Here is a 24,705-nt window from a genome sequence, read left to right as displayed (position 1 = left end):
TCGGGTCGGAGAACGCTTATGTCCCAGGCTATTCGCGACAATCTCAAGCGCCTGCTGGCGCCCCGTCACCTGGCGTTTGTCGGTGGGCGCAGCATGGCCCGTGCCCTCAAGCGCTGCGCCGAGGGTGGTTTTGCCGGCCAGATGTGGCTGGTCAACCCGCAACATGACAGCCTCGATGGCGTTCCCTGCGTGCGTCGCGTGGCCGATTTGCCGTGCGGTCCGGATGCGGTGTTTATCGCTACCAATCGCGAGCTGACCCTGACCTGTGTCGCCGAACTGGCGGCCATTGGCACCGGTGGCGCCATCTGCTACGCCTCCGGGTTTGCCGAAACCGGCGCCGAGGGCCAAGCCTTGCAGCAACAACTGCTCAAGGCCGCTGGCGAGATGGCACTGCTGGGCCCCAATTGCTATGGCCTGCTGGATTACCTGCACAGCTCGGCGTTGTGGCCGGTGGCCCATGGCGGCAAGCCGGTCGAGAAGGGCGTTGCGGTGCTGACCCAGAGCGGCAACTTTGCCTACAACCTGTCCATGAGCGACCGTTCGCTGCCGGTGGCCTATATGGCATCGGTGGGCAACCAGGCGCAGCTGGGGGTTGCCGAGTTGATGGACGTGCTGCTCGACGAGCCGCGCGTTACAGCGATTGGCTTGCACCTGGAAGGCTTGAAGAATGTGCCGGGGTTCGCCCGTGCGGCCCACAAGGCCCTGGAAAAAGGCATTCCGATCATCGCCCTGAAAACCGGGGTGTCACAGATCGGCGCCGAGTTGGCTTTGAGTCATACCAGTTCGTTGTCGGGTTCCGATGCGCTGTACGACAGTCTGTTCGCGCGCCTGGGTGTGATCCGGGTCAGCGGGCCGGTGAGTTTTGTCGAGACCCTGAAGGCGGCGGCCTGCGGTAATCTGCCGGCGGGCAACAGCCTGATCGCCCTGGCCTGTTCCGGTGGTGATGCCGGGTTGATTGCCGACTACGCCGAGCGCAACGATTTGAGCCTGCCGAAGCTCGACGAAGGCCAGCGTGAAGAGTTGGCGCAGGTGCTGCCCAGCTACGCCAACCTGGTCAACCCGCTGGATTTCACCACGGCCATCTGGGGCAACAGCGACGCGCTTAATACGATGCTCGACACGGCACTGCGCACCGAAGCGGATGCGGCAATGCTGGTGCTCGACTACCCGGCGGAATTTACCGGTGAGCGCAAGGAGTGCGACCTGCTGCTGGAGCTGTTTTGCAGTGCGCTGACTCGCCACAGCAAGACTGGCTTTGTCACCTCTGCATTTCCCGAATTGCTCCCGGCCCACGCTCGCGAGCGTCTGCATGCCCAGGGCGTTGCCGCGTTGCAAGGCGTGGAAGATGCGCTGGCGGCCTGGGGCCGGATTGCTGACTATCAAAACAATCGCCGGGCGTTGTTGGCGCGGGGTGAGTCGATACTGGTGCCGCTGTGCCCGCAAGCGCTTGAACAACACGGACAGTCGCTTGATGAGTGGGATTCCAAGCAGGCTTTACGGGCTTTCGGCCTGACCACGCCAGCCGGTGTCTTGAGCACTCCCGAGCGGGCCATAGCCGATGCCAAAGTGCTGGGTTACCCGCTGGTACTCAAGGCCGTCAGTGCCGACTTGCCGCATAAAACCGAAGCTGGCGCCGTGGCGCTCAACCTGCAGGACGGCTTCGCCTTGACTGCTGCCCTGGCTCATATGCGCGAGCAAATCGCCGCTTATGCGCCGGATGTGCCGTTCGATCAGCTGCTGCTGGAGTCCATGGCTACGCCGCCGCTGGCCGAGCTGATTGTGGGCATCAAGCGCGAAAACGACTTCGGCCTTGCGCTGGTGATCGGCGCTGGTGGAATCCTTGTGGAGTTGCTCAAGGACAGCCGCAGCCTGCTGTTGCCGACCACCGACGACGCAATCCGCAACGCCTTGCTCAGCCTGCGCAGCGCCGCATTGCTGCAAGGCTTTCGCGGACGCGAAGTGGCCGACATGGAAGCCCTGGTGGCGGCGATTCGTGCGGTGGCCGACTACGCCTGCGCCAACGCCGGGCAATTGCTGGAGCTTGATGTAAACCCATTGCTGGTCAATGCCCGGGGCGCCACGGCGGTCGATGCATTGATCCGTCTCGCCCAGGCGTGAAGGAGATGACAATGCAAAGCAAAACCTTGACGGGCGGCCAGGCCCTGGTGCGATTGCTGGCCAACTATGGTGTCGACACGGTGTTCGGGATTCCCGGAGTGCACACGCTGGAGCTGTATCGCGGCTTGCCGGGCAGCGGTATTCGGCATGTGCTGACCCGCCACGAGCAGGGCGCCGGCTTTATGGCCGACGGTTATGCGCGGGTCAGCGGCAAGCCGGGGGTGTGTTTCATCATCACCGGGCCGGGGGTGACCAACGCCGCGACGGCGATCGGCCAGGCGTATGCCGACTCGATTCCGCTGCTGGTGATTTCCAGCGTCAACCACACCGCCAGCCTCGGCAAAGGCTGGGGCTGCCTGCATGAAACCCAGGACCAGCGGGCGATGACCGCGCCCATCACTGCGTTTTCAGCGGTGGCGTTGAGCGCCGAGGATTTGCCGGAGTTGATCGCGCGGGCCTACGCGGTGTTCGACAGTGAGCGACCGCGCCCGGTGCATATTTCGGTGCCGCTGGATGTACTGTCGGCGCCGATCAAACGGGACTGGAGCAATGAGGTGGTGCGCCGTCCCGGACGCGGTTTGCCATCGGCTGAAAGCCTTGATCAGGCAGTGGCAAAACTGGCCGCGGCCAAGCGCCCGATGATCATTGCCGGTGGTGGTGCACTGTTGGCGGCCGATGCCTTGCAGCGCTTGAGTACGCAGTTGGCGGCGCCGTTTTTCAGCAGTGTCGCCGGCAAGGGATTGTTGCCGGTGGAGCATCCGCTGAATGCCGGTTCGACCCTGTGTGTCGAGCCCGGCTGGCAGCTCATCGCCGAGGCGGATGTGGTGTTGGCCATCGGCACCGAAATGGCCGATACCGACTTCTGGCGTGAACGCCTGCCGATTAATGGCGAGCTGCTGCGGGTGGATATCGACCCGCGCAAGTTCAACGATTTCTATCCTTGCGCCGTCGCGTTGCACGGTGATGCCCAGCAAACGACGCTGGCTTTGCTGGAACGCTTGCCAGCCACGCCGCGCAACGCGGATGCCGCCACCGCTGCGGTCGCGACGTTACGCCAGGCAGTCAGCAGCGGCCATGGTCCGTTGCAACGCATTCACCAGGCGATTCTCGACCGCGTGGCCGCCGAGTTGCCGGCCAATGCCTTCATCAGCAGCGACATGACCCAACTGGCTTACACCGGCAACTACGCCTTTCCCAGCAACGCCACCCGCAGTTGGCTGCATCCCACCGGCTACGGCACCCTGGGCTATGGCCTGCCGGCCGGTATCGGCGCCAAGTTCGGCGCACCGCAACGGCCCGGCTTGGTGCTGGTGGGCGACGGCGGCTTTCTCTACACCGCCCAGGAACTGGCCACGGCCGTGGAAGAACTGGACAGCCCGCTGGTGGTGTTGCTCTGGAACAACGACGCCCTGGGGCAGATTCGCGACGACATGTTGAACCTGGACATCGAACCCATCGGCGTACTGCCGCGCAACCCGGACTTCGCCGCCCTGGCGCGGGCGTTCGGCTGCACGGTCAGCGAGCCACAGAACCTGGATGAGCTGCAGACGGATTTGCGTAACGGTTTCAAGCGCAACGGCGTGACCTTGATCGAGTTGAAGCATGCCTGTGTGAACCTTTAGAGGAGCAACACCATGAGCGAAAACAACAACAAAATGACTCAAGCGATGCACCGGCGGGACTTCCTCAAGCACAGCGCCGTAGCCGGTGCCGTGGCCGCCGCGTTTTCCATGGGCCTGCCGCTGCAGGCCTTTGCCGAGGAGGCCACGCCCAAGCCGGGCGGAGTGCTGCGCATGGGCCTGGCCGGCGGCAGCACCACCGACTCCCGCGACCCGGGATCCTGGGTCGACACCTTCACCTTCGTCGGCTTTTCGGCGGTGTACAACACCCTCACGGAAATCGCGGTGGACGGCAGCGCCATCCCCGAATTGGCCGAAAGCTTCGAGTCGACGCCCGACGCGCGCACCTGGACCTTCAAGCTGCGCCAGGGCGTGACCTTCCATAACGGCAAAAGCCTGACCGCTGACGACGTGGTGGCCTCGATCAACCATCACCTGGCAGCCAACTCCACCTCGGCGGCCAAGACGGTGATCGGCGATGTGGCCAGTGTCAGCGCCAAGGGCAGCGATGCAGTGGTGTTCGAACTGCACTCGGGCAATGCCGATTTCGCCTATGTGGTCGCGGATTACCACCTGGTGATCATGCCCGCCAAGGACGGCGCCGCCGACTGGCAGGCGGGGATCGGCACCAGCGGTTATCGCCTGAAAAGCTTCGAGCCGGGCGTACGCATGGACCTGGAGCGCAACCCTGATTACTGGAAGCCGGGCAGGGCACACTTCGCCAGCGCCGAGCTGTTGGCGATTGCCGACGGCGCAGCGCGGGTCAATGCGCTGGTCACCGGGCAAGTCGACGTGATCAACAAGGTCGACCTGAAAACCGTGGCCTTGCTCAAGCGCAATCCCACGCTGGTCATCGAAGAAACCAAGGGCGCCCAGCACTACACCTTCCCGATGTTATGCGACAGCAACGAGTTCAAGAACAACGACATCCGCATGGCGATGAAGCATGCGATCAACCGCGAAACCCTGCTGGCCTCGGTGCTGCATGGCTATGGCCTGGTGGGCAACGACCATCCGATCCAGCCGGGCAGCCGCTTCATCAACGCCGCCCTGGAGCAGCGCACCTACGACCCGGACAAGTCGCGGTTCTACCTGCGCAAGGCCGGTGTGGAGTCGCTGAAGGTGCGCCTGCAAGCTTCCGATGCCGCCTACACCGGCGCGGTGGATGCTTCGGTGCTGTTCAAGGAGCAGGCGCGCCAGGCCGGGATTGATATCGACGTGGTGCGCGAGCCGGCGGATGGCTATTTCTCCAACATCTGGATGAAGCAGCCGTTCACCACCTCGTTCTGGTACAGCAGCCTGACTGCCGACCGCATGTTCAGCATCGGCTACGCCAAGGGCGCGGCATGGAACGAAACCCATTGGAATAATGACCGCTTCAACCAGTTGCTCAACGCAGCGCGAGGCGAGATGAATGCGCCGCTGCGCCAGGAGATGTACAACGAAATGCAGAGCCTGTGCCGGGACGACGGCGGGGCGATTGTGCCGTTGTTCGCCAGCTCCGTGGCGGCCCGCTCGAACCGCGTCAGCCATGGACCGCTGACGGCGCCGTATGGGGAACTGGATGGGTTGCGGCTGATCGAGCGGTGGTGGCAGGCGTGAAGATTTCAGATACGCCACAAATCAAATGTGGGAGCGGGCTTGCTCGCGAATGCGGTGGGTCAGTCTCTATCTGTATTGGCTGACACACCGCTTTCGCGAGTAAGCCCGCTGCCACATTGGTCCTGTGTCGCCTTCGAGCACATGCCCCACTCATGAGAACCGAACATGAATAGCCTATTCAAACTGGTACTCCAACGCTTGGCCCTCGGCCTGCTGTCGTTGTTCGCCGTCTCGGTGATCATCTTCCTGGCGGTCAGCATGCTCCCCGGTGATATCGCCCAGGCCATGCTCGGCCAGTCCGCCACGCCGGAAACCGTCGCCGCCTTTCGCGCCCAACTGGGCCTGGACCTGCCGCCCCTGAGCCGGTTCGTGCAATGGTTGCTGCGCCTCCTGCACGGCGACCTCGGTGCGTCCCTGGCCAACCAGCGTCCCATCGCCGAACTGATCGGCGCACGCCTGGGCAACACCTTGCGCCTGGCGGCACTGGCGGCGTTGGTCTCGGTGCCCCTGGCGCTGGTGCTGGGGATGCTCGCCGCGCTGTACCGCAACAGCTGGTTCGACCGCCTGCTCAACACCTCGGCCCTGAGTGCGGTGTCGTTCCCGGAGTTCTTCGTCGCCTACCTGCTGATCCTGGTGCTTTCGGTCAAGCTGGGCTGGTTTCCCAGCCTGTCCAACCTGGCGCCGGATGCCTCATTCGCCACCATTCTCGAACGTTCGGTGTTGCCGGTGGCCACCCTGAGCCTGGTGGTGATCGCGCAGATGATGCGCATGACCCGCGCCTCGCTGATCAACCTGCTGGCCAGCCCGTATATCGAAATGGCCCGGCTCAAGGGCATCAGCCAGTCGCGGATTATCTGGCGCCACGCGTTGCCCAATGCCCTGGCGCCGATCGTCAACGTGATCGCGCTCAACCTCGCGTACCTGGTGGTGGGCGTAGTGGTGGTGGAAGTAGTGTTTGTCTACCCGGGCCTCGGCCAGTTGCTGGTGGACTCGGTGTCCAAGCGCGATATCCCGGTGGTGCAGGCGTGCAGCCTGATCTTTGCCGCCACCTACATCCTGCTCAATACCGGCGCCGATGTGCTGTCCATCGCCACCAACCCACGCCTGATGCATCCCAATGGGTAGACCATGAGCCTTCTCACACAACTGGCCCGGGCGCCATTGAGCGCGAAGTTCGGCCTGCTGGTCATCGTGCTGTACGTGCTGGTGGCGTTATTTGCGCCGGTGCTCGCACCTTACGGGGAAACCCAGGTGGTGGGTGACGGGTTTGCGCCCTGGAGCGGCCAGTTCCTGCTGGGCACCGATAACCTTGGGCGGGACATGTTCAGCCGCCTGGTGTATGGCGCGCGCAACACCCTGGGCATCGCTTTTTTGACCACGGTGCTGGCGTTTTTGCTGGGCGGTTTGAGCGGCTTGATAGCCGCGATCAAGGGCGGCTGGGTCGACCAGGGATTGTCGCGGGTGGTGGATATCCTGATGGCGATCCCGCAGCTGATCTTCGCCTTGCTGATTCTCAGCGTGGTGGGCACCAATGCCACCTCGCTGGTGCTGGTGATTGCACTGCTGGATTCGACCCGGGTGTTTCGCCTGTCGCGGGCCGTGGCGATGACCGTGGTGGTGCAGGACTTCGTCGAAGCCGCCCGGCTGCGTGGGGAAGGGCTGTGGTGGCTGGTCACCCGCGAAGTGCTGCCCAATGCCGCCGCGCCATTGATTGCCGAGTTCGGCCTGCGGTTCTGTTTCGTGTTCCTGTTTATCAGCGCGCTGTCGTTCCTTGGCCTGGGCATTCAACCACCCACCGCCGATTGGGGCAGCATGGTCCGCGACAATGCGGTGCTGATTACCTTCGGCGACATCAGCCCGTTGCTGCCGGCCCTGGCGGTGGCGTTGATCACCGTCAGCGTGAATTTTGTCGTCGACTGGATGCTGCATAAATCCAGCGGCCTGAAGGAGTGTTGAGGATGGACAAGCCACTGCTGGAAATCCGCAACCTGCAGATCGAAGGGCATTACGAGGATGCCTGGCATCCGTTGATCAAGGGTATCGACCTGACGTTGCAACGGGGTGAGGTACTGGGGCTGATTGGTGAGTCTGGCGCGGGTAAATCAACCCTGGGCCTGGCGGCCATGGGCTTTGCCCGCGACGGTTGTCGCATCACCGGTGGCTCGGTGTGCTTTGACGGCATTCAACTGTTGCAGGCCAAACCCGAAGCCTTGCGCAAGCTTCGAGGACTGCGGATTGCCTACGTGGCGCAAAGCGCTGCCGCGTCGTTCAACCCGGCCCACCGGCTGATTGACCAGCATGTGGAAACCGCCGTGATCAACGGTGGCATCAGCCGCGCCCAGGCTGAACGCGAGGCGGTGGAGTTGTACCGCGTGCTGCGCCTGCCCAATCCGGAAACCATCGGCCAGCGTTATCCGCATCAGGTCTCCGGCGGGCAACTGCAACGGGTGATGACCGCCATGGCGATGGCCTGTCACCCGGACCTGATCATCTTCGACGAACCCACCACCGCCCTCGACGTCACCACCCAGATCGAAGTGCTGGCGGCGATTCGCGATGCGGTGAAAACCTTCGGCAGTGCCGCGCTGTATATCAGCCATGACCTGGCAGTGGTCGCGCAGATGGCCGACCGCATCATGGTGCTGCGCCACGGCAAGCTGGTGGAGGAGGCCGAGACCCGCACCATGCTCAGCGCCCCGCAGCAGGACTACACCAAGTCCCTGTGGGCGGTGCGCAGCTTTCGCACCGAGCCCAAGGCTTGCCCGCAGCAGCAGGTGCCGTTGCTGGAAGTGCGCCAGGTATGCGCCAGCTACGGGCATCAGCCGGTGCTGCATGACGTGTCGATGAGCCTGTATCGCGGCCAGACGTTGGCGGTGATCGGTGAGTCCGGCAGCGGCAAAAGCTCCACCGCACGCTTGATTACCGGGTTGCTGCCGGCTACGGCGGGGCAGGTGCTGTATGACGGTGAAGCGTTGCCGGCGGACTTTCGTCGGCGCAGCAAGGAGCAGTTGCGACGGATCCAGATGATCTACCAGATCCCCGATACCGCGCTGAACCCGCGCCAGCGCATCGTCGACATCATCGGCCGGCCGCTGACCTTCTACCTCGGCCTCAAGGGCAAGGCCATGCGTGCCCGGGTCGCCGAGTTGCTGGAGATGATCGAGCTGGATCCGGCCACCTTCATGGAGCGTCAGCCTCGTGAGCTGTCCGGCGGCCAGAAGCAACGTATCTGCATCGCTCGCGCCCTGGCGGCCGACCCACAATTGATCATCTGCGACGAAGTGACCTCGGCCCTGGATCAGTTAGTGGCCGAGGGTGTGCTGAAACTGCTCAACCGCATTCAGCAGCAGTTGGGCGTGGCCTACCTGTTTATCACCCATGACGTCGCCACGGTGCGCGCCATTGCCGATGAAGTGGTGGTGATGCAGCGGGGCAGGGTGGTGGACCAGGGCAGCCGCAGCGCGATCTTCACCCCGCCGTATCAGGACTACACCGGCTTGCTGTTTTCATCGGAGCCGGAAATGGACCCCGACTGGCTCGACCATTTGCTGGCCGAACGGGCCGCGCTTACTTCTTGAGGAGTTTTTATGAAGGTGTTGATTGTCCATGCCCATCCCGAGCCGCAGTCGTTTACCGCGGCCTTGCGTGACCAGGCCACGGCTACCCTGCAAGCGCAGGGGCATGAGGTGCAGGTCAGTGATTTGTACGCGATGAACTGGAATCCCGTAGCCAGCGCCTCGGACTTCACCTCGCGGGAGAACCCCGACTACCTGGTGTATGCCCTGGAGCAGCGCCTGGGGGTGAAAAGCCAATCCATCGCGCTGGATATCCGGCAGGAGTTGGACAAGCTGCTGTGGGCCGATCTGCTGATCCTCAACTTCCCGATCTTCTGGTTCTCGGCGCCCGCGATGCTCAAGGGCTGGATTGACCGGGTGCTGGTGTCGGGCGTGTGCTACGGCGGCAAGCGGTTTTATGATCAGGGCGGGCTCGCCGGCAAGAAAGCGCTGGTCACGGTCACCCTTGGCGGGCGCGAGCATATGTTTGGCGAGGGTGCGATTCACGGGCCGTTGGAGGACATGCTGCGGCCGATCCTGCGTGGCACGCTGGCGTATGTCGGGTTTGAGGTGCTGGAGCCGTTTGTGGCGTGGCATGTGCCGTATATCAGCGCCGAGGCCCGGCAGACTTTCCTGCACAGTTACCAGCAGCGATTGGAAGGGCTGGCGGATGACCAGCCGTTGGTGTTTCCGAAGCTCGAGCAGTTTGATGAGGCGCTGTACCCACTTTAGTCAAGTGAATGAAGATCCAGTGTGGGAGCGGGCGTGCTCGCGAAAGCGGCGCGCCAGTTGATGCATGTGCTGGCGGAACCACCGCATTCGCGAGCAAGCCCGCTCCCACATTTGGTCTTCATTTGTCAGGCGCGATTGTGTGCCCGCAACCGTTCGGCAGCGCTGCGTAGCAGCTGTTCCGTGCCGTCCCAGCCCAGGCAGCCATCGGTGATCGACACGCCGTATTTCATCGACGGGCTCAATGGCTGGCAGCCTTCGAACAGGTGGCTCTCGATCATCATGCCGATCAGCGAGGTGTCGCCCTGCAGGCGCTGTTCCAGCACGTCGTTGAACACCGCCGGTTGGCGCAGCGGGTCTTTGCCGCTGTTGGCGTGGCTGCAGTCGACCATGATCCGCGGCGCGACTTTGCTCTTGGCAAGGTCGGCGTGAACCTGGGCCACGCTCTGGCGATCGTAGTTCGGCCCACGATGGCCGCCGCGCAATACCAGATGGGTATCGGGGTTGCCCGGGGTCTGGATGATCGCCGGATGGCCCTGGCTGTCGACACCGAAGTGACGGTGCGGGTGAGCGGCGGAGCGCATGGCGTCACAGGCGATGGCCACGCCGCCGTCGGTGCCGTTCTTGAAGCCGACGGGCATGCCGAGGCCGCTGGCCATTTCGCGATGAATCTGCGATTCGGTGGTGCGCGCGCCAATGGCGACCCAGCTCAGCAGGTCATCGAAGTAGCCGGCAGCCATCGGTTGCAGCAGCTCGGTGGCGACCGGCAGGCCCAGGCGCAGCATTTCCCGCATCAGTTCCCGGGACAGGGTCAGGCCGGCGGCCATGTCGTCGCTGCCATCCAGGCGTGGGTCGTAGGCCAGGCCTTTCCAGCCGATGGTGGTGCGGGGTTTTTCGACGTAGGCGCGGATCACCAGCAGCATCTGGTCACTGACTTCATGGGCCAGTTTTTTCAGGTTGCGCGCGTATTCCATGGCCGATTCCGGGTCGTGGATCGAGCACGGGCCGACAATCACCAGCAGGCGTGAGTCTTCGCCCTTGAGAATGGCGCGCACGGCTTGGCGATGGGCGTGGATCTGTTCGTTGAGGAATGGGCTCAGGGGCAGTTGGTGCTTGAGCTCAAGGGCACTGGGCAAACGCTGGGTCAGCGCTTCATTGGCGCAGGACAGGGTGGAAACAGGCAGAGCGGCGATCGAGGAGTTCATATTCGGGCTTCCTGGGCAAGCAGCGGGCTGTTCCCGCACGCTCTGCCCTACTGGGGTGTTCGACAATTGGCCGTATTGGCTACGTGTGTTGGCTTGCCACCAATAGGTGACCGATCGGAGGCGGCAGGCTGTCCCGAACGGAGCTTGCTAAATCGCCAGGCGGTGGAGGTGTCGTAGCGGTAATAGGTGGCGTAGTTCATGGCGTGAGTCCTTTAAGTGTTCGGTGTGTGGCAAAAATAATAAGGGCTGAAAAAACAAAACCCCCGGTCGGGGAGCCGACCGGGGGTTAGATTTCTCTGGTAGGCGACCCCTTGAGTAGTGGGCGCCGATTTCAGGTATCAGGCGCGCCAGTGGCTAAACCAATACCCAAAATAAAAGCTGACCAGTGCGCTCAAACCGCTCACGCGGACAGCCACGACCGAGCGCTGGGCGCTGGCAGCAGGGCAAACCTGGGTGTGGGTGAGTTGCAACATGGTGTGTCTCCAAATGATGGGGGGAGCTTAACTGAGGCGAGCGGGTGGATTCAATCAGTAATTTCTATTGAGGTTGGGTACTTACGGCTATGACCCAAGTGTCGATATGCTGCACGGACTTCACGATGATTGCCTGGATGCGACCATGACGGCCTTGACGATTGCTGCTGCCCAATCCATTTCCATTGCGGGCGACGTACCCGGAAATATCGCGCGTCACTTGGCTTTCATGCGCGTGGCGGCGGAGCACGGCGTGCAGTTGCTGGTGTTTCCGGAACTGTCCCTGACCGGCTATGAACCGTCACTGGCCGCCGGGCTGGCGATCGCGCCCGGCGATGAAGCGCTGGCGCCGCTGCGGGAGATGGCCCGTGAATTGCGCATTACCGCGGTGGTGGGCATGCCGATTCGCCTGGGGGGCGCCAGTGAGGTGTTGATCGGTGCGCTGGTGCTGGGGCCGGATGGCTCGGTGGCGGTCTATACCAAGCAGCATCTGCATTCCGGTGAAGACGTGGCGTTTGCTGCGGGGCAGGGCGGGGCGGCCCTTGAATGGGGGGACGACCGGATCGCCCTGGCGGTATGCGCGGATTTTTCCCACGCCAGCCACCCTCGACAGGCTGCCGAGGACGGGGCGAACATCTACGCTGCGGGTGTGCTGATCAGCGAAGGCGGCTACGCGCCGGACACCGCCTTGCTACAGGGCTATGCCGCCGAGCACCGGATGCTGGTGCTGATGGCCAACCACGGTGGCCCATCCGGTGGCTGGGCCTGCGCCGGGCGCAGCGCAATCTGGGGCGCCGACGGTGGTTTGATCGCGGCTAGCCCGGGTGTAGGCGATACGCTGGTGATTGCACGACGCGACACCGGCGGCCAGTGGCAGGGAGAACAGGTGGCAATCTAGGGAGTTCAGGCACATGGCGTTTCAACTGCAGGCCGCGACCAGCCAACACCTGGCCTTCGCCCGGACCCTGACCCACCAGGCCATGGGTAATTATTATCGCCAATACGACTTGTCGTGGTCCGATGCCGGTTTCGATACCGCCTGGGCCGGACGAGAAAACTGGCTGATCTGTCGCGATAACGAGGTGCTGGGTTTCATCAGCATCAGTCGTGACCCCAAGGCACTGTATATCCGCGAATTGCACATCCTTGAGGCGTTTCGTCATCAAGGGGCTGGCGGCTGGGTTATCGAGCAGATGGTGTACAAGGCGCGCGCGCAAGGGCTGGGTCTTTTACGGTTGACCGTTTTCAAGACCAACCCGGCGCGAAGGCTCTATCAGCGCAAGGGCCTGGAAATCGTTGGAGCGGAGGATTGCTTCTGGCGCATGGAGCGCAATTGCCGGCCGTGATCGGGTGCGAGTACTGCCAGTTCGAGGAAAACAGGCACTTGGTTTTAATAAGCGCATACTCACTTCAAGAAATGACTTCCTGCTCTTGTCTCACGGTTTCGCCCTCAACCGGGATGATTCCGTCCTTCATGCCCAACAGGACCGCCACCTTGTGGGCTTCTCCACGTCGTCCCTTTTTGCGCCCAGCGAGCACTTGATAGGTGGTTGCCGGGTCCACGCCATGTTCCCGGGCGAACGCTTGAACAGACTTACCTTGATGTTCCAGCCAAGCCTTGGCTTGTGCAGCAGTGCGAATACCGGGCATAGTTCAAAACCGTTCAAGTTTGTGTAAAACGAGATGAGTGTGTCACCTCTTGGGGTGTGCCAAATAGGATCATACATCCAAATGAGTGGAATCGGTTTCCGGTTAAGGCAAGAAAGAGAGCGACTTGGCCTGTCGCAGAAAACTTTTGGTGAAATAGGAGGTGTAGAAGCTAACGCACAGGGGAAATACGAAAATGGCGGCCGCGCGCCCAAGGCCGATTACTTGTCCCGCGTGGCAGAAAGAGGTGTCGATATCCTGTACGTGTTGACCGGCACGCCGACGCCGACCCAACTGGAAAACCTGAGCCAAATCGAAGAAAAAGTGCTGGGCAACTACCGTGCGATGTTCAAGGAAGACCAGGATGCAATCCATCGCCTGACTTCTACCCTGGCCGAGCATTCACTCACCACCAATGGAAAAAACCGGTCATCGGCCCCGGATTCCTGACCTTTTACCCAGGAAATTGAGCCGTCCGCCATTCGGCGGCGGCCCGTTGTGCATTGAAACTCTATATATATGACGCTTGCAGCTAGGTCTGCGCCGTGGTTTTTTGCTAAGGTGTTCAGCAACCTATAAGACCATATCGCGAGGTGTCTGCTTGATTAGGGTGCTAGTAGTCGATGACCATGATCTCGTTCGTACAGGCATTACACGAATGCTGGCTGACATCGATGGCCTGCAAGTAGTCGGCCAGGCCGAGTCAGGGGAGGAATCCCTGATCAAGGCCCGGGAGTTGAAGCCCGATGTGGTTTTGATGGACGTCAAGATGCCCGGGATCGGCGGTCTTGGCGCCACTACAAAGTTGTTGCGCAGCCATCCGGATATCAAAGTCGTGGTAGTGACCGTGTGTGAGGAAGATCCTTTTCCTACACGGCTGCTACAAGCGGGCGCGGCGGGCTATCTGACAAAAGGCGCGGGATTGGCGGAAATGGTCCAGGCCATTCGCCTGGTATTTGCCGGCCAACGCTACATCAGCCCGCAGATTGCCCAGCAGCTGGCGATCAAGTCGTTCCAGCCCACCAGCGACTCGCCGTTCGATGCGCTGTCGGAGCGGGAAATCCAGATCGCCCTGATGATTGTCGGCTGTCAGAAAGTCCAGTCTATTTCCGACAAGCTGTGCCTGTCGCCGAAAACCGTGAACACCTACCGTTATCGGATTTTCGAAAAGCTTTCCATCAGCAGTGATGTTGAATTGACCCTGCTGGCGGTACGCCACGGCATGGTAGATGCCAGCGCCTGAAATGACAGCTCCTGAAATAAAGGTCCAATTCGATCCGAGTGCGTTCCTTGCAACCTGCAGTGGCCGTCCCGGCGTGTATCGCATGTTCGACAGCGAAGCGCGCCTGCTCTACGTCGGTAAAGCCAAGAACCTGAAGAGCCGCCTGGCGAGTTACTTCCGCAAGACCGGCCTGGCAACGAAGACGGCGGCACTGGTGGCGCGTATCGCCCAGGTGGAAACCACCATCACCGCCAATGAAACCGAGGCACTGCTGCTTGAGCAGACGCTGATCAAGGAATGGCGGCCGCCCTACAACATCCTGCTGCGTGACGATAAGTCCTACCCGTACGTATTTCTCTCGGACGGCGACTTCCCGCGCCTGAGCATCCATCGCGGTGCCAAGAAGCAGAAGGGCAAGTACTTCGGGCCTTACCCCAGCGCCGGCGCCATCCGCGAAAGCCTGAGCCTGCTGCAAAAGGCGTTTTTCGTGCGCCAGTGCGAAGACAGTTTCTACAAGAACCGCAACCGCCCGTGCCTGCAGTACCAGATCAAGCGCTGCAAGGCGCCGTGCGTGGGCCTGGTTGAGCCTGCGGAATACGCCGAGGACGTGCGTCACTCGGTGATGTTCCTCGAAGGCCGCAGCAATGCCCTGGCCGATGAGCTGTCCGGCGCCATGGAGCAAGCGGCCAGCACCCTGGATTTCGAGCGCGCCGCAGAGCTACGCGACCAGATCTCCCTGCTGCGCCGCGTACAGGACCAGCAGAGCATGGAAGGCGGCACCGGCGACGTCGACGTCATCGCCGCCTTCGTCAACCCGGGCGGCGCCTGTGTGCACCTGATCAGCGTGCGCGGCGGCCGGGTGCTGGGCAGCAAGAACTTCTTCCCCCAGACCGGTATAGAAGAGGAGGTCGCCGAAGTCATGGCGGCGTTCCTCGGCCAGTACTACGTCAGCAGCCCCGAGCGCGACCTGCCGAGCGAACTGATCGTCAACGTGGTGCACGAGGACTTCCCGGCGCTGATCGAAGCGATTCACGAACTGCGTGGCCGCGAGCTGGACATCAGCCACCGCGTGCGCGGCACCCGTGCGCGCTGGCAGCAGTTGGCCGTGACCAACGCCGAACAGGCCCTGGGCGCACGCCTGGCCAACCGCCAGCATGTCGCCGCGCGGTTTGACGCCTTGGCCGAAGTCCTCAACCTTGACGAACCGCCCCAGCGCCTCGAGTGCTACGACATCAGCCACTCCAGCGGCGAGGCTACCGTGGCTTCCTGCGTGGTGTTCGGGCCGGAAGGGCCGATCAAGTCCGATTACCGGCGCTACAACATCGAAGGCGTCACCCCGGGCGATGACTATGCCGCCATGCACCAGGCCCTGACCCGCCGCTTCAGCAAACTGAAGGACGGCGAGGGCAAGCTGCCGGACATCCTGCTGGTGGATGGTGGCAAGGGCCAGCTGTCCATGGCCCGCGACGTACTCAACGAACTGGCGGTACCCGACCTGATCCTGCTCGGCGTGGCCAAGGGTGCCACCCGCAAGGCCGGTTTTGAAACCTTGTACTTGAATGATGCAGCCCATGAGTTCACCTTGAAGGGCGACTCCCCGGCGCTGCACCTTATCCAGCAGATCCGCGACGAAGCCCACCGTTTCGCCATCACCGGCCACCGTGCCCGACGTGGCAAAACCCGGCGTACCTCAACCCTGGAAGGGGTGGCAGGGGTCGGGCCGACACGGCGGCGGGACTTGTTAAAACATTTTGGTGGCTTGCAGGAGCTGTCCCGTGCCAGCATCGAAGAAATAGCCAAAGCTCCCGGTATCAGTAAAAAGCTCGCAGAGTTGATTTATGCAAATCTGCACAGCGAGTAGAATGCCTTCTCACCTCGTAGCCAGTTGTGCCGATGAATATCCCTAATCTGATCACCGTACTACGCGTCCTGCTCATACCGATTTTCATATTGCTGTTTTACCTGCCGTACGAATGGAGCTACATGGCATCCAGTTCGGTGTTTGCCTTCGCAGCCGCCACCGACTGGCTGGACGGTTACCTGGCCCGTCGCCTGGAACAGAGCACGCCGTTTGGCGCGTTCCTGGACCCGGTGGCCGACAAACTGATGGTAGCGGTCGCCCTGGTGCTGCTGGTGCAGGAACACGGCAACCTCTGGCTGACGTTGCCGGCGGCCGTGATCATCGGTCGCGAGATCGTCGTCTCCGCCCTGCGGGAGTGGATGGCCGAAATCGGCGCCCGAGCCCACGTGGCCGTTTCCAACATGGGCAAATGGAAAACCGCGGCGCAGATGCTTGCCCTGGTGATCCTGCTGGCCAACCCGTCGGATTTCTCCTTCTGGGTATTGCTGGGCTACGCCTTGCTGCTGATCGCCGCGGGCCTGACCTTGTGGTCCATGCTGCAATATTTGCGCGCCGCCTGGCCGCATCTGCGCACCGAGGTTGAAAAGAAATAAAACTTTTTTGAATCAAGGGGTTGACGGGTGATGAGGATTCTATAGAATGCGCATCACCAAGACGCGGGAATAGCTCAGTTGGTAGAGCACGACCTTGCCAAGGTCGGGGTCGCGAGTTCGAGTCTCGTTTCCCGCTCCAAACACAAAGAAAAAGCCACTCTAACGAGTGGCTTTTTTTTGCCTGTGATTTATGCAATAGACGCTTCGGCGTCTTTTTTCGTTTCTGCGAGACGCTTGGCGCCTGCAGGCTCCAGTGCGCTACCTACTCTTTATCGAAGAACTCGGATTTGTCGGGTTGCCATTTCTCACACGCATCGGTGGTCGCCCTCCTGTGGACGTTCAACCCGACCTCTCTCTGAAGTGAATGGCCATTCTGCACGCCCGATCCGCAGGTAAAGATGGCTTCAACGCAAAGAGGCTGCCTATCAAGCGATAACGTTCTGACTATTAGAGTTTTCCGCGATCGAAGCTAATCTCAGCACTCAGCCATCAATGTCTGAGGTGCGCCAGTGGCGCGATGGTACGGATGAACATGACTAAAAGGTGTGCCAAGCATGTCAACTGAATCGAAATGCCCTTTCAACCACGCTGCGGGTGGCGGCACCACGAACCGAGACTGGTGGCCCCAGCAACTGAATCTGAAGATCCTGCATCAGCATTCCTCCCTCAGCGACCCTATGGGTGAGGGCTTCGATTACGCCAAGGCGTTCCAGAGCCTTGACTTTGAAGCGGTCAAGCAGGATTTGCGCGATGTCATGACGCAATCCCAGGACTGGTGGCCGGCGGACTTTGGCCATTACGGCCCGCTGTTCATTCGCATGGCCTGGCACAGCGCCGGGACCTACCGTACCGCCGACGGTCGCGGCGGTGCCGGTTCCGGTCAGCAGCGCTTTGCACCGCTCAACAGCTGGCCTGACAACGTCAGCCTGGATAAGGCCCGTCGCCTGATCTGGCCGGTCAAGCAAAAGTACGGCCGGCGGATTTCCTGGGCCGATTTGATCGTACTCACCGGTAACGTCGCGCTGGAGTCCATGGGGTTCAAGACCTTCGGGTTCTCCGGCGGTCGCCCGGATGTCTGGGAGCCGGACGAGGACGTTTACTGGGGCGCCGAGACCACGTGGCTGGGGGGAGAAGAGCGTTACGGCGTGCAAAAGAAAATGCAGCAGCCGGGTGATGGTCCGTTGGTGGCTGAGCCGCAGAACCATGGCAACGAAGAAAGCCGCACCGGGGGCGGTGAGCGCAACCTGGAAAATCCCCTCGCCGCTGTGCAGATGGGCTTGATCTACGTGAACCCGGAAGGGCCTGAAGGTGTTCCGGATCCGGTCGCCTCGGCGAAGGATATCCGTGAAACCTTCGGTCGCATGGCGATGAATGACGAAGAGACCGTAGCCCTGATCGCCGGCGGTCACGCCTTCGGCAAGACCCACGGCGCAGGTCCGGCGGATAACGTCGGCCCGGAACCGGAAGCGGCTGGCCTGGAAGAGCAGGGGCTGGGCTGGAAAAACAGCTTCGGCAGCGGCAAGGGCGGTGACACCATCACCAGCGGGCTGGAGGTGACCTGGACTTCGACGCCGACAAGATGGAGCAATGAGTACCTCGAAAACCTCTTCGGCTTTGAATGGGAACTGACCAGGAGCCCGGCGGGCGCCCATCAGTGGACACCGAAGAACGGTGCCGGCGCCGGCAAGGTTCCGGATGCCCATGATGCCGGCAGGCGGCATGCGCCGAGCATGCTGACCTCGGACCTGGCGCTGCGTTTCGATCCGGCGTACGAACAGATCTCCCGACGTTTCCTAGCCAACCCGGACCAACTGGCAGACGCCTTTGCCCGTGCCTGGTTCAAGCTTACCCACCGCGACATGGGCCCGCTTGCGCGTTATCTCGGCCCGGAAACCCCCGCGGAAGAGTTGCTGTGGCAGGACCCGATTCCTGCGGTCGATCATCCACTGGTGGATGAGCAGGATGTGGCGGCGCTCAAGCAAAAGATTCTCGCCGCCGGGCTAACGGTCTCACAGCTGGTTTCGACGGCATGGGCAGCGGCGTCCACCTTCCGCGGCTCCGATAAACGCGGGGGAGCCAATGGCGGGCGCCTGCGCCTGGCTCCGCAGAAGGACTGGGCGGTCAACCAGCCTGAGCAACTGTCGGGCGTACTGAAGCGTCTCGAAGCTATTCAGGGCGACTTCAATACCGCACAGACGGGAGGTAAAAAGATTTCCCTGGCCGATCTGATCGTGCTGGCGGGCATTGTGGGGGTTGAGCTGGCGGCCAAAAATGCCGGCCGCCAGACCACGGTGCCTTTCACGGCAGGGCGCACGGATGCTTCCCAGGAGCAGACGGATGTCGAGTCGTTCGGTTTCCTTGAACCGGTCGCCGACGGCTTTCGCAACTACCAGAAGGGGCACTACAAGGTGTCGGCCGAAGCGTTGCTGATCGACAAGGCGCAACTGCTGACATTGACCGCACCCGAAATGACGGTGCTGTTGGGCGGACTGCGGGTCTTGGGTCTAAATGTCGGGGAAAGCAAGCACGGGGTGTTCACCGAGCGCCCGGGAACCCTGACCAATGACTTCTTCAGGAACCTGCTGGACATGGGCGTTGAATGGAAGCCAGTCACCGGCACCCACGATACCTTTGAGGCGCATGACCGCAAGACCGGTGCCGTCAAGTGGACGGGCACCCGGGTCGACCTGGTGTTCGGTTCGCATGCCCAGTTGAGGGCGCTGTCCGAGGTCTATGGCAGTGCCGACGCCGAGGAGAAGTTCGTCGAGGACTTCGTGGCGGCCTGGACCAAGGTGATGAATCTGGATCGCTTTGAACTGGCCTGACACTGGCGCCTGACGTTTACAGGCCCACGCTGTGGGCCTATTCGCTAGCGGCCTGGGCTTATCCAGGTTTCCAGGTCCGTTGCGGTCATGGGCTTTGCTATCAGGTAGCCCTGCGCTTCGGAACATCCCCACTGTATCAAGAGGTCGAGGATTTCCTGGTTTTCTACGCCTTCGGCAACGACTCGGTAGCCGAGCCCTTTCGCCAGGCCTATCAGGGTTTTAACCAACTGCTTGTCATTTTGATTGCTGCCCAGCCCGCTGATCAATGATTGATCCAGCTTGACGGTAGTGGCCGGCAGTTCCTTCAGGTACGCCCAGTTACTGTAGCCCGTGCCGAAATCATCAACCGCGACTTCTATGCCAATCTGCCGAACGCGCTGCAGTTGCCGGATGACTTCCTCAGGGTTGGTCATCAACATGCTTTCGGTAAACTCAAGTTCAAAGTCGGCAGGGTCAAGGTCGTGCCGGTGAAGCTCATGAATCATCGCGTCCACGAACTCGGAGCTTTCCAGATCGCTGACGGTAATGTTCATCGCTATTCGCAGGCGCACGCCTTGTGCTTTCCAGGCTGCAGCTTGCCGGATGATTGCCTTGAGCACCCATAATCCAACGGACGGTATCAACGCGGTTTTTTCGGCCAGGGGGATGAACTCGGCAGGGCTGATGGGGCCAAGCAACGGATGGTTCCAGCGTAGCAATGCCTCTACTGAATCACAGCTTCCCGAGGGCAGTTTGACTTTGGGCTGATACACCAGGCTGAACTGTTTGTCGCAGCTGACCGCTTCCGGCAACGAACTCAGCAACATGAACGCGCGTTGTTGAGCTGCATCAAACTGGGGTTCATAAAGAGACCAGCCCAGCTTGCGGTCACGTGCCTCATCTGCCGCACTCACCAGCAGGCGCAGCCAGTCTTGCTGGCCGGAGTGGTGAATGGGCAGCACGCCAATCCCGACTTGCATGAGGATGGGGATGCCGTGGCATTCAACAGGCTTTCTGAAGTCCTTGAGAATACTTTCGCAGATGTGCTCGGTGGTTTGATTCTCCTCAAGGATGAAGCCAAACCGCGTCGGGCTGATTTTGTAAAGCAGGCACTGCGCGGGTAACAGGTTTTGCAGGCGAGATTTGATCGCCAGAACCAGGTCTCCGGCAAAGCTGTAGCCCAGGGCCTTTACAATATCGTTGAGAAACTTCGGCGAGATAATGTCAACTGCGTACACATGGCACGCGTTTTCAAGCTTAAGCGCTTGACGTATATCTTCCTCAAGCCTGAGTCGATTGAATAGCCCAGTCGGTTGGTCTACGAAGTTGCGGGACCGCATGCCCTGTATGCGCATCATGACCAGCTCGGCAAAGTCGTTGAGCATTGCACTGTCACGCTCGCTCATGGGAGGGCGGGGGACAGTATCAATGATGCAGAGACTTCCCAGGGTAAAGCCATCCTCCGTGATCAATGGCGCGCCCGCGTAATAACGAATATGCGGCGGCCCCGTGACCAGGGGATTGTCTTTAAAGCGGGCATCCAGCGTTGCGTCCGACACCTCCAGCAGGGCGTTGTCCAGGGTAGAGTAGGCGCAAAAAGACACTTCTCGCGGTGTCTGCGTTTCTGTAATTCCCACGCGTGCCCTGAACCATTGCCGGTGTTTATCGACAATTGAAATCAGTGCGATGGGGGCGTTGTAATAGGCAGACGCCATCTCGACGATCTTTTCAAATACATCATCACTATCGCTGTCGGTTGGACAAAATTTCGCGACCTCTTTTAGCCGTTCAATTTCATTCGGCGGAATAGGAGCGCCTTCGCCCATGACAATCCTCAAAGTGGTTATGTTCGTACAACAAGGTATCAGACAGTGCCATCATTATGATGTTGTTTTTCTATTCATCAGATAGCTCAAGGGTATGGCGTCCGGTGATCTCTTCCTGCGTATCTCCCTAATTCTTGCGCCCTGCGGATGAATGTACGCGCGGGGCAGCGAAGTGGATGCACGGCATTAAAAATTTTTCCGGCATTTCCGCGCTTCTAGTTCACCCGGGGCGCCGCCTTGATGGCCATGTACGCATCCTTGATGGGCTCAAAACCATATTTCTCTTCCAGCCGTTTCACGATGAAGTGCCCCCGCGCCATGTCCTGGTAGAAGTGGGTGAACAGCGTATTGATCGTCGCCCCGGTAAAGGCGCCCATCACCGGAACGGCCTGGGCTGCGAACTTGCTGGAAATGGTAAAGCCAAAACGTGTCGCGACTTTATCGATCAGGATCGCCAGCCATTTCCCGGCTTGGCCCGGGGACAAGCTGCTGATGGCCTTGGAGCCCTGCTTGGCGGCGATCCCCGCCAGTTCCTTGGACAGTTGTTGCATGGCCTGGGTGGTGAAGCTGCGGGTCATGTAGTAACCGGTCTCCGTTGCATCGTCGGCCTGGCTGGTGCCACCCATGGCAAACACCTCGATGCAGGCTTGTTTGGTCGAAAAGTCGCCCAGGTCGAAACCCTCGCTGCGCGCCACGTCGGCGACCGCGCGCATCATGATGGTGGTGGAGATCGGCAGCTCGATAAACAGCGCCGCGAAACCGAAGGCCCCGCCGATGGCGCCCGAGGTGGCCGCAAAAGCCTTGTGCAGCCGGGTCGAGGCCGGTTTTCTCGGACTGTTGTCCAGGCTTTTCAGCGCCGCGCCGGCGGATGAATGCAGCGCTGCCGCCACCGCGCCATTGATCCGTTTGGAAACCACCCCCGGCAATGCCTTTACCGCGCTTTCAATCGGGGAGCCGATCATGCCGGACAGCCTGGCCGTCAGGGAGGGTGACTCCAGTAAACCGACGGCCCGCTTGAGATCCTGATAGTCCTCGGGATTGTCTCTGATGCTCACAGGCGTCTCCTTGAAATTTTTCCGGCTTTGATAAAACAAAGACCCGCGAAGAGGGCCATCGTGCCGTCACGCTTTACCCATTCTTTACCTGCGCGGGTGCTGCGTTCGCCGGCGGGTCGGTTAGGCTGCCAGTTACCTTGAACTGAACGGCGGTGTGAATCGAATGAACCTTCAACCTCGGTACTGGCTGGCGGTGAGCGCCCTGGTGGGCAGCCTGGGATTGATTGCGGGGTGTGCGGGCGATCCGCCAAACCCGCGGGCCGAATTCAGCGAGCGGGTCAACAAGGAACTGAGCACCGCGTATCAACCGTCCCATTATGAAACGTCCGGCTGGGGCGCGACCTGGCAGCTCGACAAGCAATCGGTGAACGTTGCGTGGCTGGCACCGGTGACCCATGAGCGCCTGCCGCTGATTATCTACTTGCCGGGTTTGGGTGAGCCGGCCTCGGGCGGGGTGGCGTGGCGCAAGGCTTGGGCGCAGGCCGGTTATGCGGTGTTGTCGGTTCAGGAACCCGCCCATGATCAGTCGATCTTTGCCTCGCAGCAGGCGTTATATGGCGACTTTCGCGGGATGGCGAGCAGTCATTACTCCGCCGCCGCCCTGCGTGACAGGCTGTCGACCTTGCAGAAAGTCCTGAGCGAAGTTCGGGCACGGGCCGCCAAAGGCGACGCGCAACTGGCGGCCATCGACTGGAACCAGGTGGTGGTGGCCGGCTTTGATTTTGGCGCGCAGACCGCTGAGGCACTCGCCGGGGCGTTGGAGCCCGGGGCCACCCCGGGTGTCGGGCTTCAACCCAAGGCGGTGTTGCTGCTCAGCCCTTATGTGGACGCCGATGCCCGGCCGGACGTGTTCGCCCGGATAACGGCGCCCGTGCTGTCGATGACCGGCCAGCAGGATGAAGACCCGTTCAACTGGGTCAGCTCTTACCGTCAGCGAGAGGTGTTGGGCGAGTCGGTGACAGCGGCGGGCAGTGTTCAGCTGGAGTTGAACAGTGCGACGCACAAGACCTTGTCCGGGAGCGAGCTGTTCAGCCGGCCGGCGAAAAGGGCCGACAAGGGCAGTGCTTCGTCTGGCGACGCGCCCAAGGGGCGGGGGCACAAGCACGGCGCCAAACCTGGCGGCGGCGGCCCGATGGCGGGCGAACCGGCGCCGGACCCCAAGCAGGTGGCCGCGATTCAGGCCATGGGTGTGGCGTTCCTGGATAGCCGGGTCAAACACAATCCCGCCGCCACCGAATGGTTGCAACAGGGCGCGTCAACCTGGCTGGGTGAGGCGGGACGGTTGAAGTAATGGCGGCGGGCTTCCCCCCGCCAAGCGTGATGTATAAGTTTCTCAAACGTCATCAACCATCTTTTTCCGGCGTGATACGCTAGCCTTACTTTTGAATTGGCACTGGTCGTTCCCGCGTATACGGCGACAGTGAGGAGTGAACATGTCGAAAATTTCCCACCAGGATCTACGGCGCTCGTTTCGCGAGCTGCTGGCCTCCCAACACTGCTTTCACACCGCCTCGGTGTTCGACCCGATGTCCGCCAGGATCGCTGCAGACCTGGGCTTCGAAGTCGGCATCCTGGGAGGCTCGGTGGCGTCATTACAGGTCCTGGCTGCACCGGACTTCGCGCTGATTACCCTGAGTGAGTTCGTCGAGCAGGCCACCCGCATCGGCCGGGTGGCGCAGCTTCCGGTGATCGCCGACGCCGACCACGGCTACGGAAATGCACTGAACGTGATGCGCACCGTCCAGGAACTGGAGCGTGCTGGCGTCTCTGCGCTGACCATTGAAGATACCCTGCTGCCCGCGCAGTTCGGGCGCAAATCCACCGACCTCATCAGCACGGAAGAGGGCGTGGGCAAGGTCAAGGCGGCCCTGGAGGCCCGGGTCGATCCGCAGCTTTCGATCATCGCGCGGACCAACGCCGCCGTGTTGCCAGTGGAAGACGTTATCCATCGCACCAAGGCGTATCAAGAAGCTGGTGCAGACGGCATCTGCATGGTGGGTGTCCGTGACTTCGACCACCTTGAACAGATCGCCGAAGGCCTGACGGTGCCGTTGATGCTGGTGACCTACGCCAACCCGCATCTCAATGACAACGAACGCCTGGCCAAATTGGGTGTGCGGATTGTGGTTGCCGGCCACGGCGCGTACTTCGCCTCGATCAAGGCCACCTACGACAGCCTTCGCGAACAGCGCAACCTGACGCGCAGCACGTCAAACCTGACCGCCAGCGAACTGACCCACACCTACACGTTCCCCGACACCTACGTGAGCTGGGCCAAAGAGTTCATGGATGTCCAAGAGTGACATGACCCTGCAGGAGCGAGCTTGATCGCTCCTGCAGAAGCTCTAAGCTAATTCCATAAAATTATTTATTTTATTTTTTATAGATCAATATCAT

Annotated in this window: 21 protein-coding genes and 1 tRNA gene; 17 read left to right on the top strand and 5 right to left on the bottom strand. The window is 61.3% G+C overall.

All coding sequences use genetic code 11. The features are described from left to right. Positions 1-18 precede the first annotated feature (18 nt). The 7 genes from HX807_RS04950 (at position 19) to HX807_RS04920 (ending at position 9,625) form a co-directional block, all read left to right on the top strand. Positions 19-2,118: an acetate--CoA ligase family protein gene (locus HX807_RS04950; protein ID WP_177049410.1), complete on the top strand. Its 2,100-nt coding sequence runs from the start codon at positions 19-21 to the stop codon at positions 2,116-2,118. Between the two features lie 11 nt (positions 2,119-2,129). After that, entirely contained in the window at positions 2,130-3,740 is a 1,611-nt protein-coding gene (locus tag HX807_RS04945; RefSeq protein ID WP_008436054.1) for a 5-guanidino-2-oxopentanoate decarboxylase, read from the top strand. A gap of 12 nt (positions 3,741-3,752) precedes the next feature. After that, positions 3,753-5,339 (top strand): ABC transporter substrate-binding protein, encoded by a 1,587-nt coding sequence (locus tag HX807_RS04940; RefSeq protein WP_134326242.1) that lies wholly within the window; start codon positions 3,753-3,755, stop codon positions 5,337-5,339. A 165-nt stretch (positions 5,340-5,504) separates the two neighbouring features. Continuing rightward, complete coding sequence (locus HX807_RS04935; RefSeq protein WP_177049408.1) at positions 5,505-6,464, top strand: ABC transporter permease; 960 nt, start codon at positions 5,505-5,507, stop codon at positions 6,462-6,464. A gap of 3 nt (positions 6,465-6,467) precedes the next feature. Beyond that, on the top strand, positions 6,468-7,295 hold the full coding sequence (locus tag HX807_RS04930; RefSeq protein ID WP_003208948.1) for an ABC transporter permease: 828 nt from the start codon (positions 6,468-6,470) through the stop codon (positions 7,293-7,295). A gap of 2 nt (positions 7,296-7,297) precedes the next feature. After that, positions 7,298-8,917, top strand: a complete 1,620-nt coding sequence (locus HX807_RS04925) for an ABC transporter ATP-binding protein (protein WP_177036923.1) — start codon at positions 7,298-7,300, stop codon at positions 8,915-8,917. Between the two features lie 9 nt (positions 8,918-8,926). Further along, positions 8,927-9,625: an NAD(P)H-dependent oxidoreductase gene (locus HX807_RS04920; RefSeq protein WP_177049406.1), complete on the top strand. Its 699-nt coding sequence runs from the start codon at positions 8,927-8,929 to the stop codon at positions 9,623-9,625. Positions 9,626-9,750: 125 nt separating this feature from the next. Here the strand turns inward: HX807_RS04920 and HX807_RS04915 are convergent, their stop codons facing one another. Further along, positions 9,751-10,827: a 3-deoxy-7-phosphoheptulonate synthase gene (locus HX807_RS04915; protein ID WP_177049404.1), complete on the bottom strand. Its 1,077-nt coding sequence runs from the start codon at positions 10,825-10,827 to the stop codon at positions 9,751-9,753. A gap of 338 nt (positions 10,828-11,165) precedes the next feature. Further along, the gene (locus HX807_RS31585) at positions 11,166-11,300 is read right to left on the bottom strand and encodes a hypothetical protein (protein WP_256349368.1); all 135 of its coding nucleotides are present in this window, start codon (positions 11,298-11,300) and stop codon (positions 11,166-11,168) included. A 145-nt stretch (positions 11,301-11,445) separates the two neighbouring features. Here HX807_RS31585 and HX807_RS04910 point away from each other — a divergent pair, with 145 nt between their 5' ends. Then, positions 11,446-12,198: a carbon-nitrogen hydrolase family protein gene (locus HX807_RS04910; RefSeq protein WP_177049430.1), complete on the top strand. Its 753-nt coding sequence runs from the start codon at positions 11,446-11,448 to the stop codon at positions 12,196-12,198. Between the two features lie 13 nt (positions 12,199-12,211). Further along, on the top strand, positions 12,212-12,646 hold the full coding sequence (locus HX807_RS04905) for a GNAT family N-acetyltransferase (RefSeq protein WP_008436062.1): 435 nt from the start codon (positions 12,212-12,214) through the stop codon (positions 12,644-12,646). Between the two features lie 64 nt (positions 12,647-12,710). On the opposite strand, the gene HX807_RS04900 is transcribed toward HX807_RS04905, so the two are convergent. Then, complete coding sequence (locus tag HX807_RS04900) at positions 12,711-12,950, bottom strand: DNA-binding protein (protein WP_008436063.1); 240 nt, start codon at positions 12,948-12,950, stop codon at positions 12,711-12,713. A gap of 81 nt (positions 12,951-13,031) precedes the next feature. Here HX807_RS04900 and HX807_RS04895 point away from each other — a divergent pair, with 81 nt between their 5' ends. The 6 genes from HX807_RS04895 (at position 13,032) to katG (ending at position 19,448) form a co-directional block, all read left to right on the top strand. Next, entirely contained in the window at positions 13,032-13,397 is a 366-nt protein-coding gene (locus HX807_RS04895; RefSeq protein WP_177049402.1) for a helix-turn-helix domain-containing protein, read from the top strand. Positions 13,398-13,548: 151 nt separating this feature from the next. Beyond that, a complete protein-coding gene (gene uvrY / locus HX807_RS04890) occupies positions 13,549-14,190 on the top strand; it encodes a UvrY/SirA/GacA family response regulator transcription factor (RefSeq protein ID WP_008436066.1) in 642 nt (213 codons plus the stop codon). A gap of 1 nt (position 14,191) precedes the next feature. Further along, positions 14,192-16,030 (top strand): excinuclease ABC subunit UvrC, encoded by a 1,839-nt coding sequence (uvrC, locus tag HX807_RS04885; protein ID WP_032899474.1) that lies wholly within the window; start codon positions 14,192-14,194, stop codon positions 16,028-16,030. A gap of 32 nt (positions 16,031-16,062) precedes the next feature. Beyond that, a complete protein-coding gene (gene pgsA, locus HX807_RS04880) occupies positions 16,063-16,623 on the top strand; it encodes a CDP-diacylglycerol--glycerol-3-phosphate 3-phosphatidyltransferase (protein ID WP_003208929.1) in 561 nt (186 codons plus the stop codon). A 63-nt stretch (positions 16,624-16,686) separates the two neighbouring features. Further along, a tRNA-Gly gene (locus tag HX807_RS04875) sits at positions 16,687-16,762 on the top strand. Positions 16,763-17,177: 415 nt separating this feature from the next. Further along, positions 17,178-19,448, top strand: a complete 2,271-nt coding sequence (gene katG / locus HX807_RS04870; RefSeq protein WP_134326248.1) for a catalase/peroxidase HPI — start codon at positions 17,178-17,180, stop codon at positions 19,446-19,448. Positions 19,449-19,492: 44 nt separating this feature from the next. Here the strand turns inward: katG and HX807_RS04865 are convergent, their stop codons facing one another. Both HX807_RS04865 and HX807_RS04860 read right to left on the bottom strand, forming a co-directional pair. Further along, positions 19,493-21,253: an EAL domain-containing protein gene (locus HX807_RS04865; RefSeq protein WP_177049399.1), complete on the bottom strand. Its 1,761-nt coding sequence runs from the start codon at positions 21,251-21,253 to the stop codon at positions 19,493-19,495. A 215-nt stretch (positions 21,254-21,468) separates the two neighbouring features. After that, complete coding sequence (locus tag HX807_RS04860) at positions 21,469-22,308, bottom strand: EcsC family protein (RefSeq protein ID WP_003208925.1); 840 nt, start codon at positions 22,306-22,308, stop codon at positions 21,469-21,471. Between the two features lie 163 nt (positions 22,309-22,471). On the opposite strand from HX807_RS04860, the gene HX807_RS04855 reads away from it, so the two are divergent. Continuing rightward, the gene (locus HX807_RS04855; protein ID WP_177049397.1) at positions 22,472-23,599 is read left to right on the top strand and encodes an alpha/beta hydrolase; all 1,128 of its coding nucleotides are present in this window, start codon (positions 22,472-22,474) and stop codon (positions 23,597-23,599) included. Between the two features lie 142 nt (positions 23,600-23,741). After that, positions 23,742-24,611, top strand: a complete 870-nt coding sequence (locus HX807_RS04850; protein ID WP_003208921.1) for an oxaloacetate decarboxylase — start codon at positions 23,742-23,744, stop codon at positions 24,609-24,611. Positions 24,612-24,705: the final 94 nt, after the last annotated feature.

Origin of the sequence: Pseudomonas sp. D8002 (assembly GCF_013385695.1) — a bacterium.
Classification (GTDB): domain Bacteria; phylum Pseudomonadota; class Gammaproteobacteria; order Pseudomonadales; family Pseudomonadaceae; genus Aquipseudomonas.
Note: the sequence above shows the minus strand (reverse complement) of the source record. Positions and strands in the feature narration are given on the sequence as shown.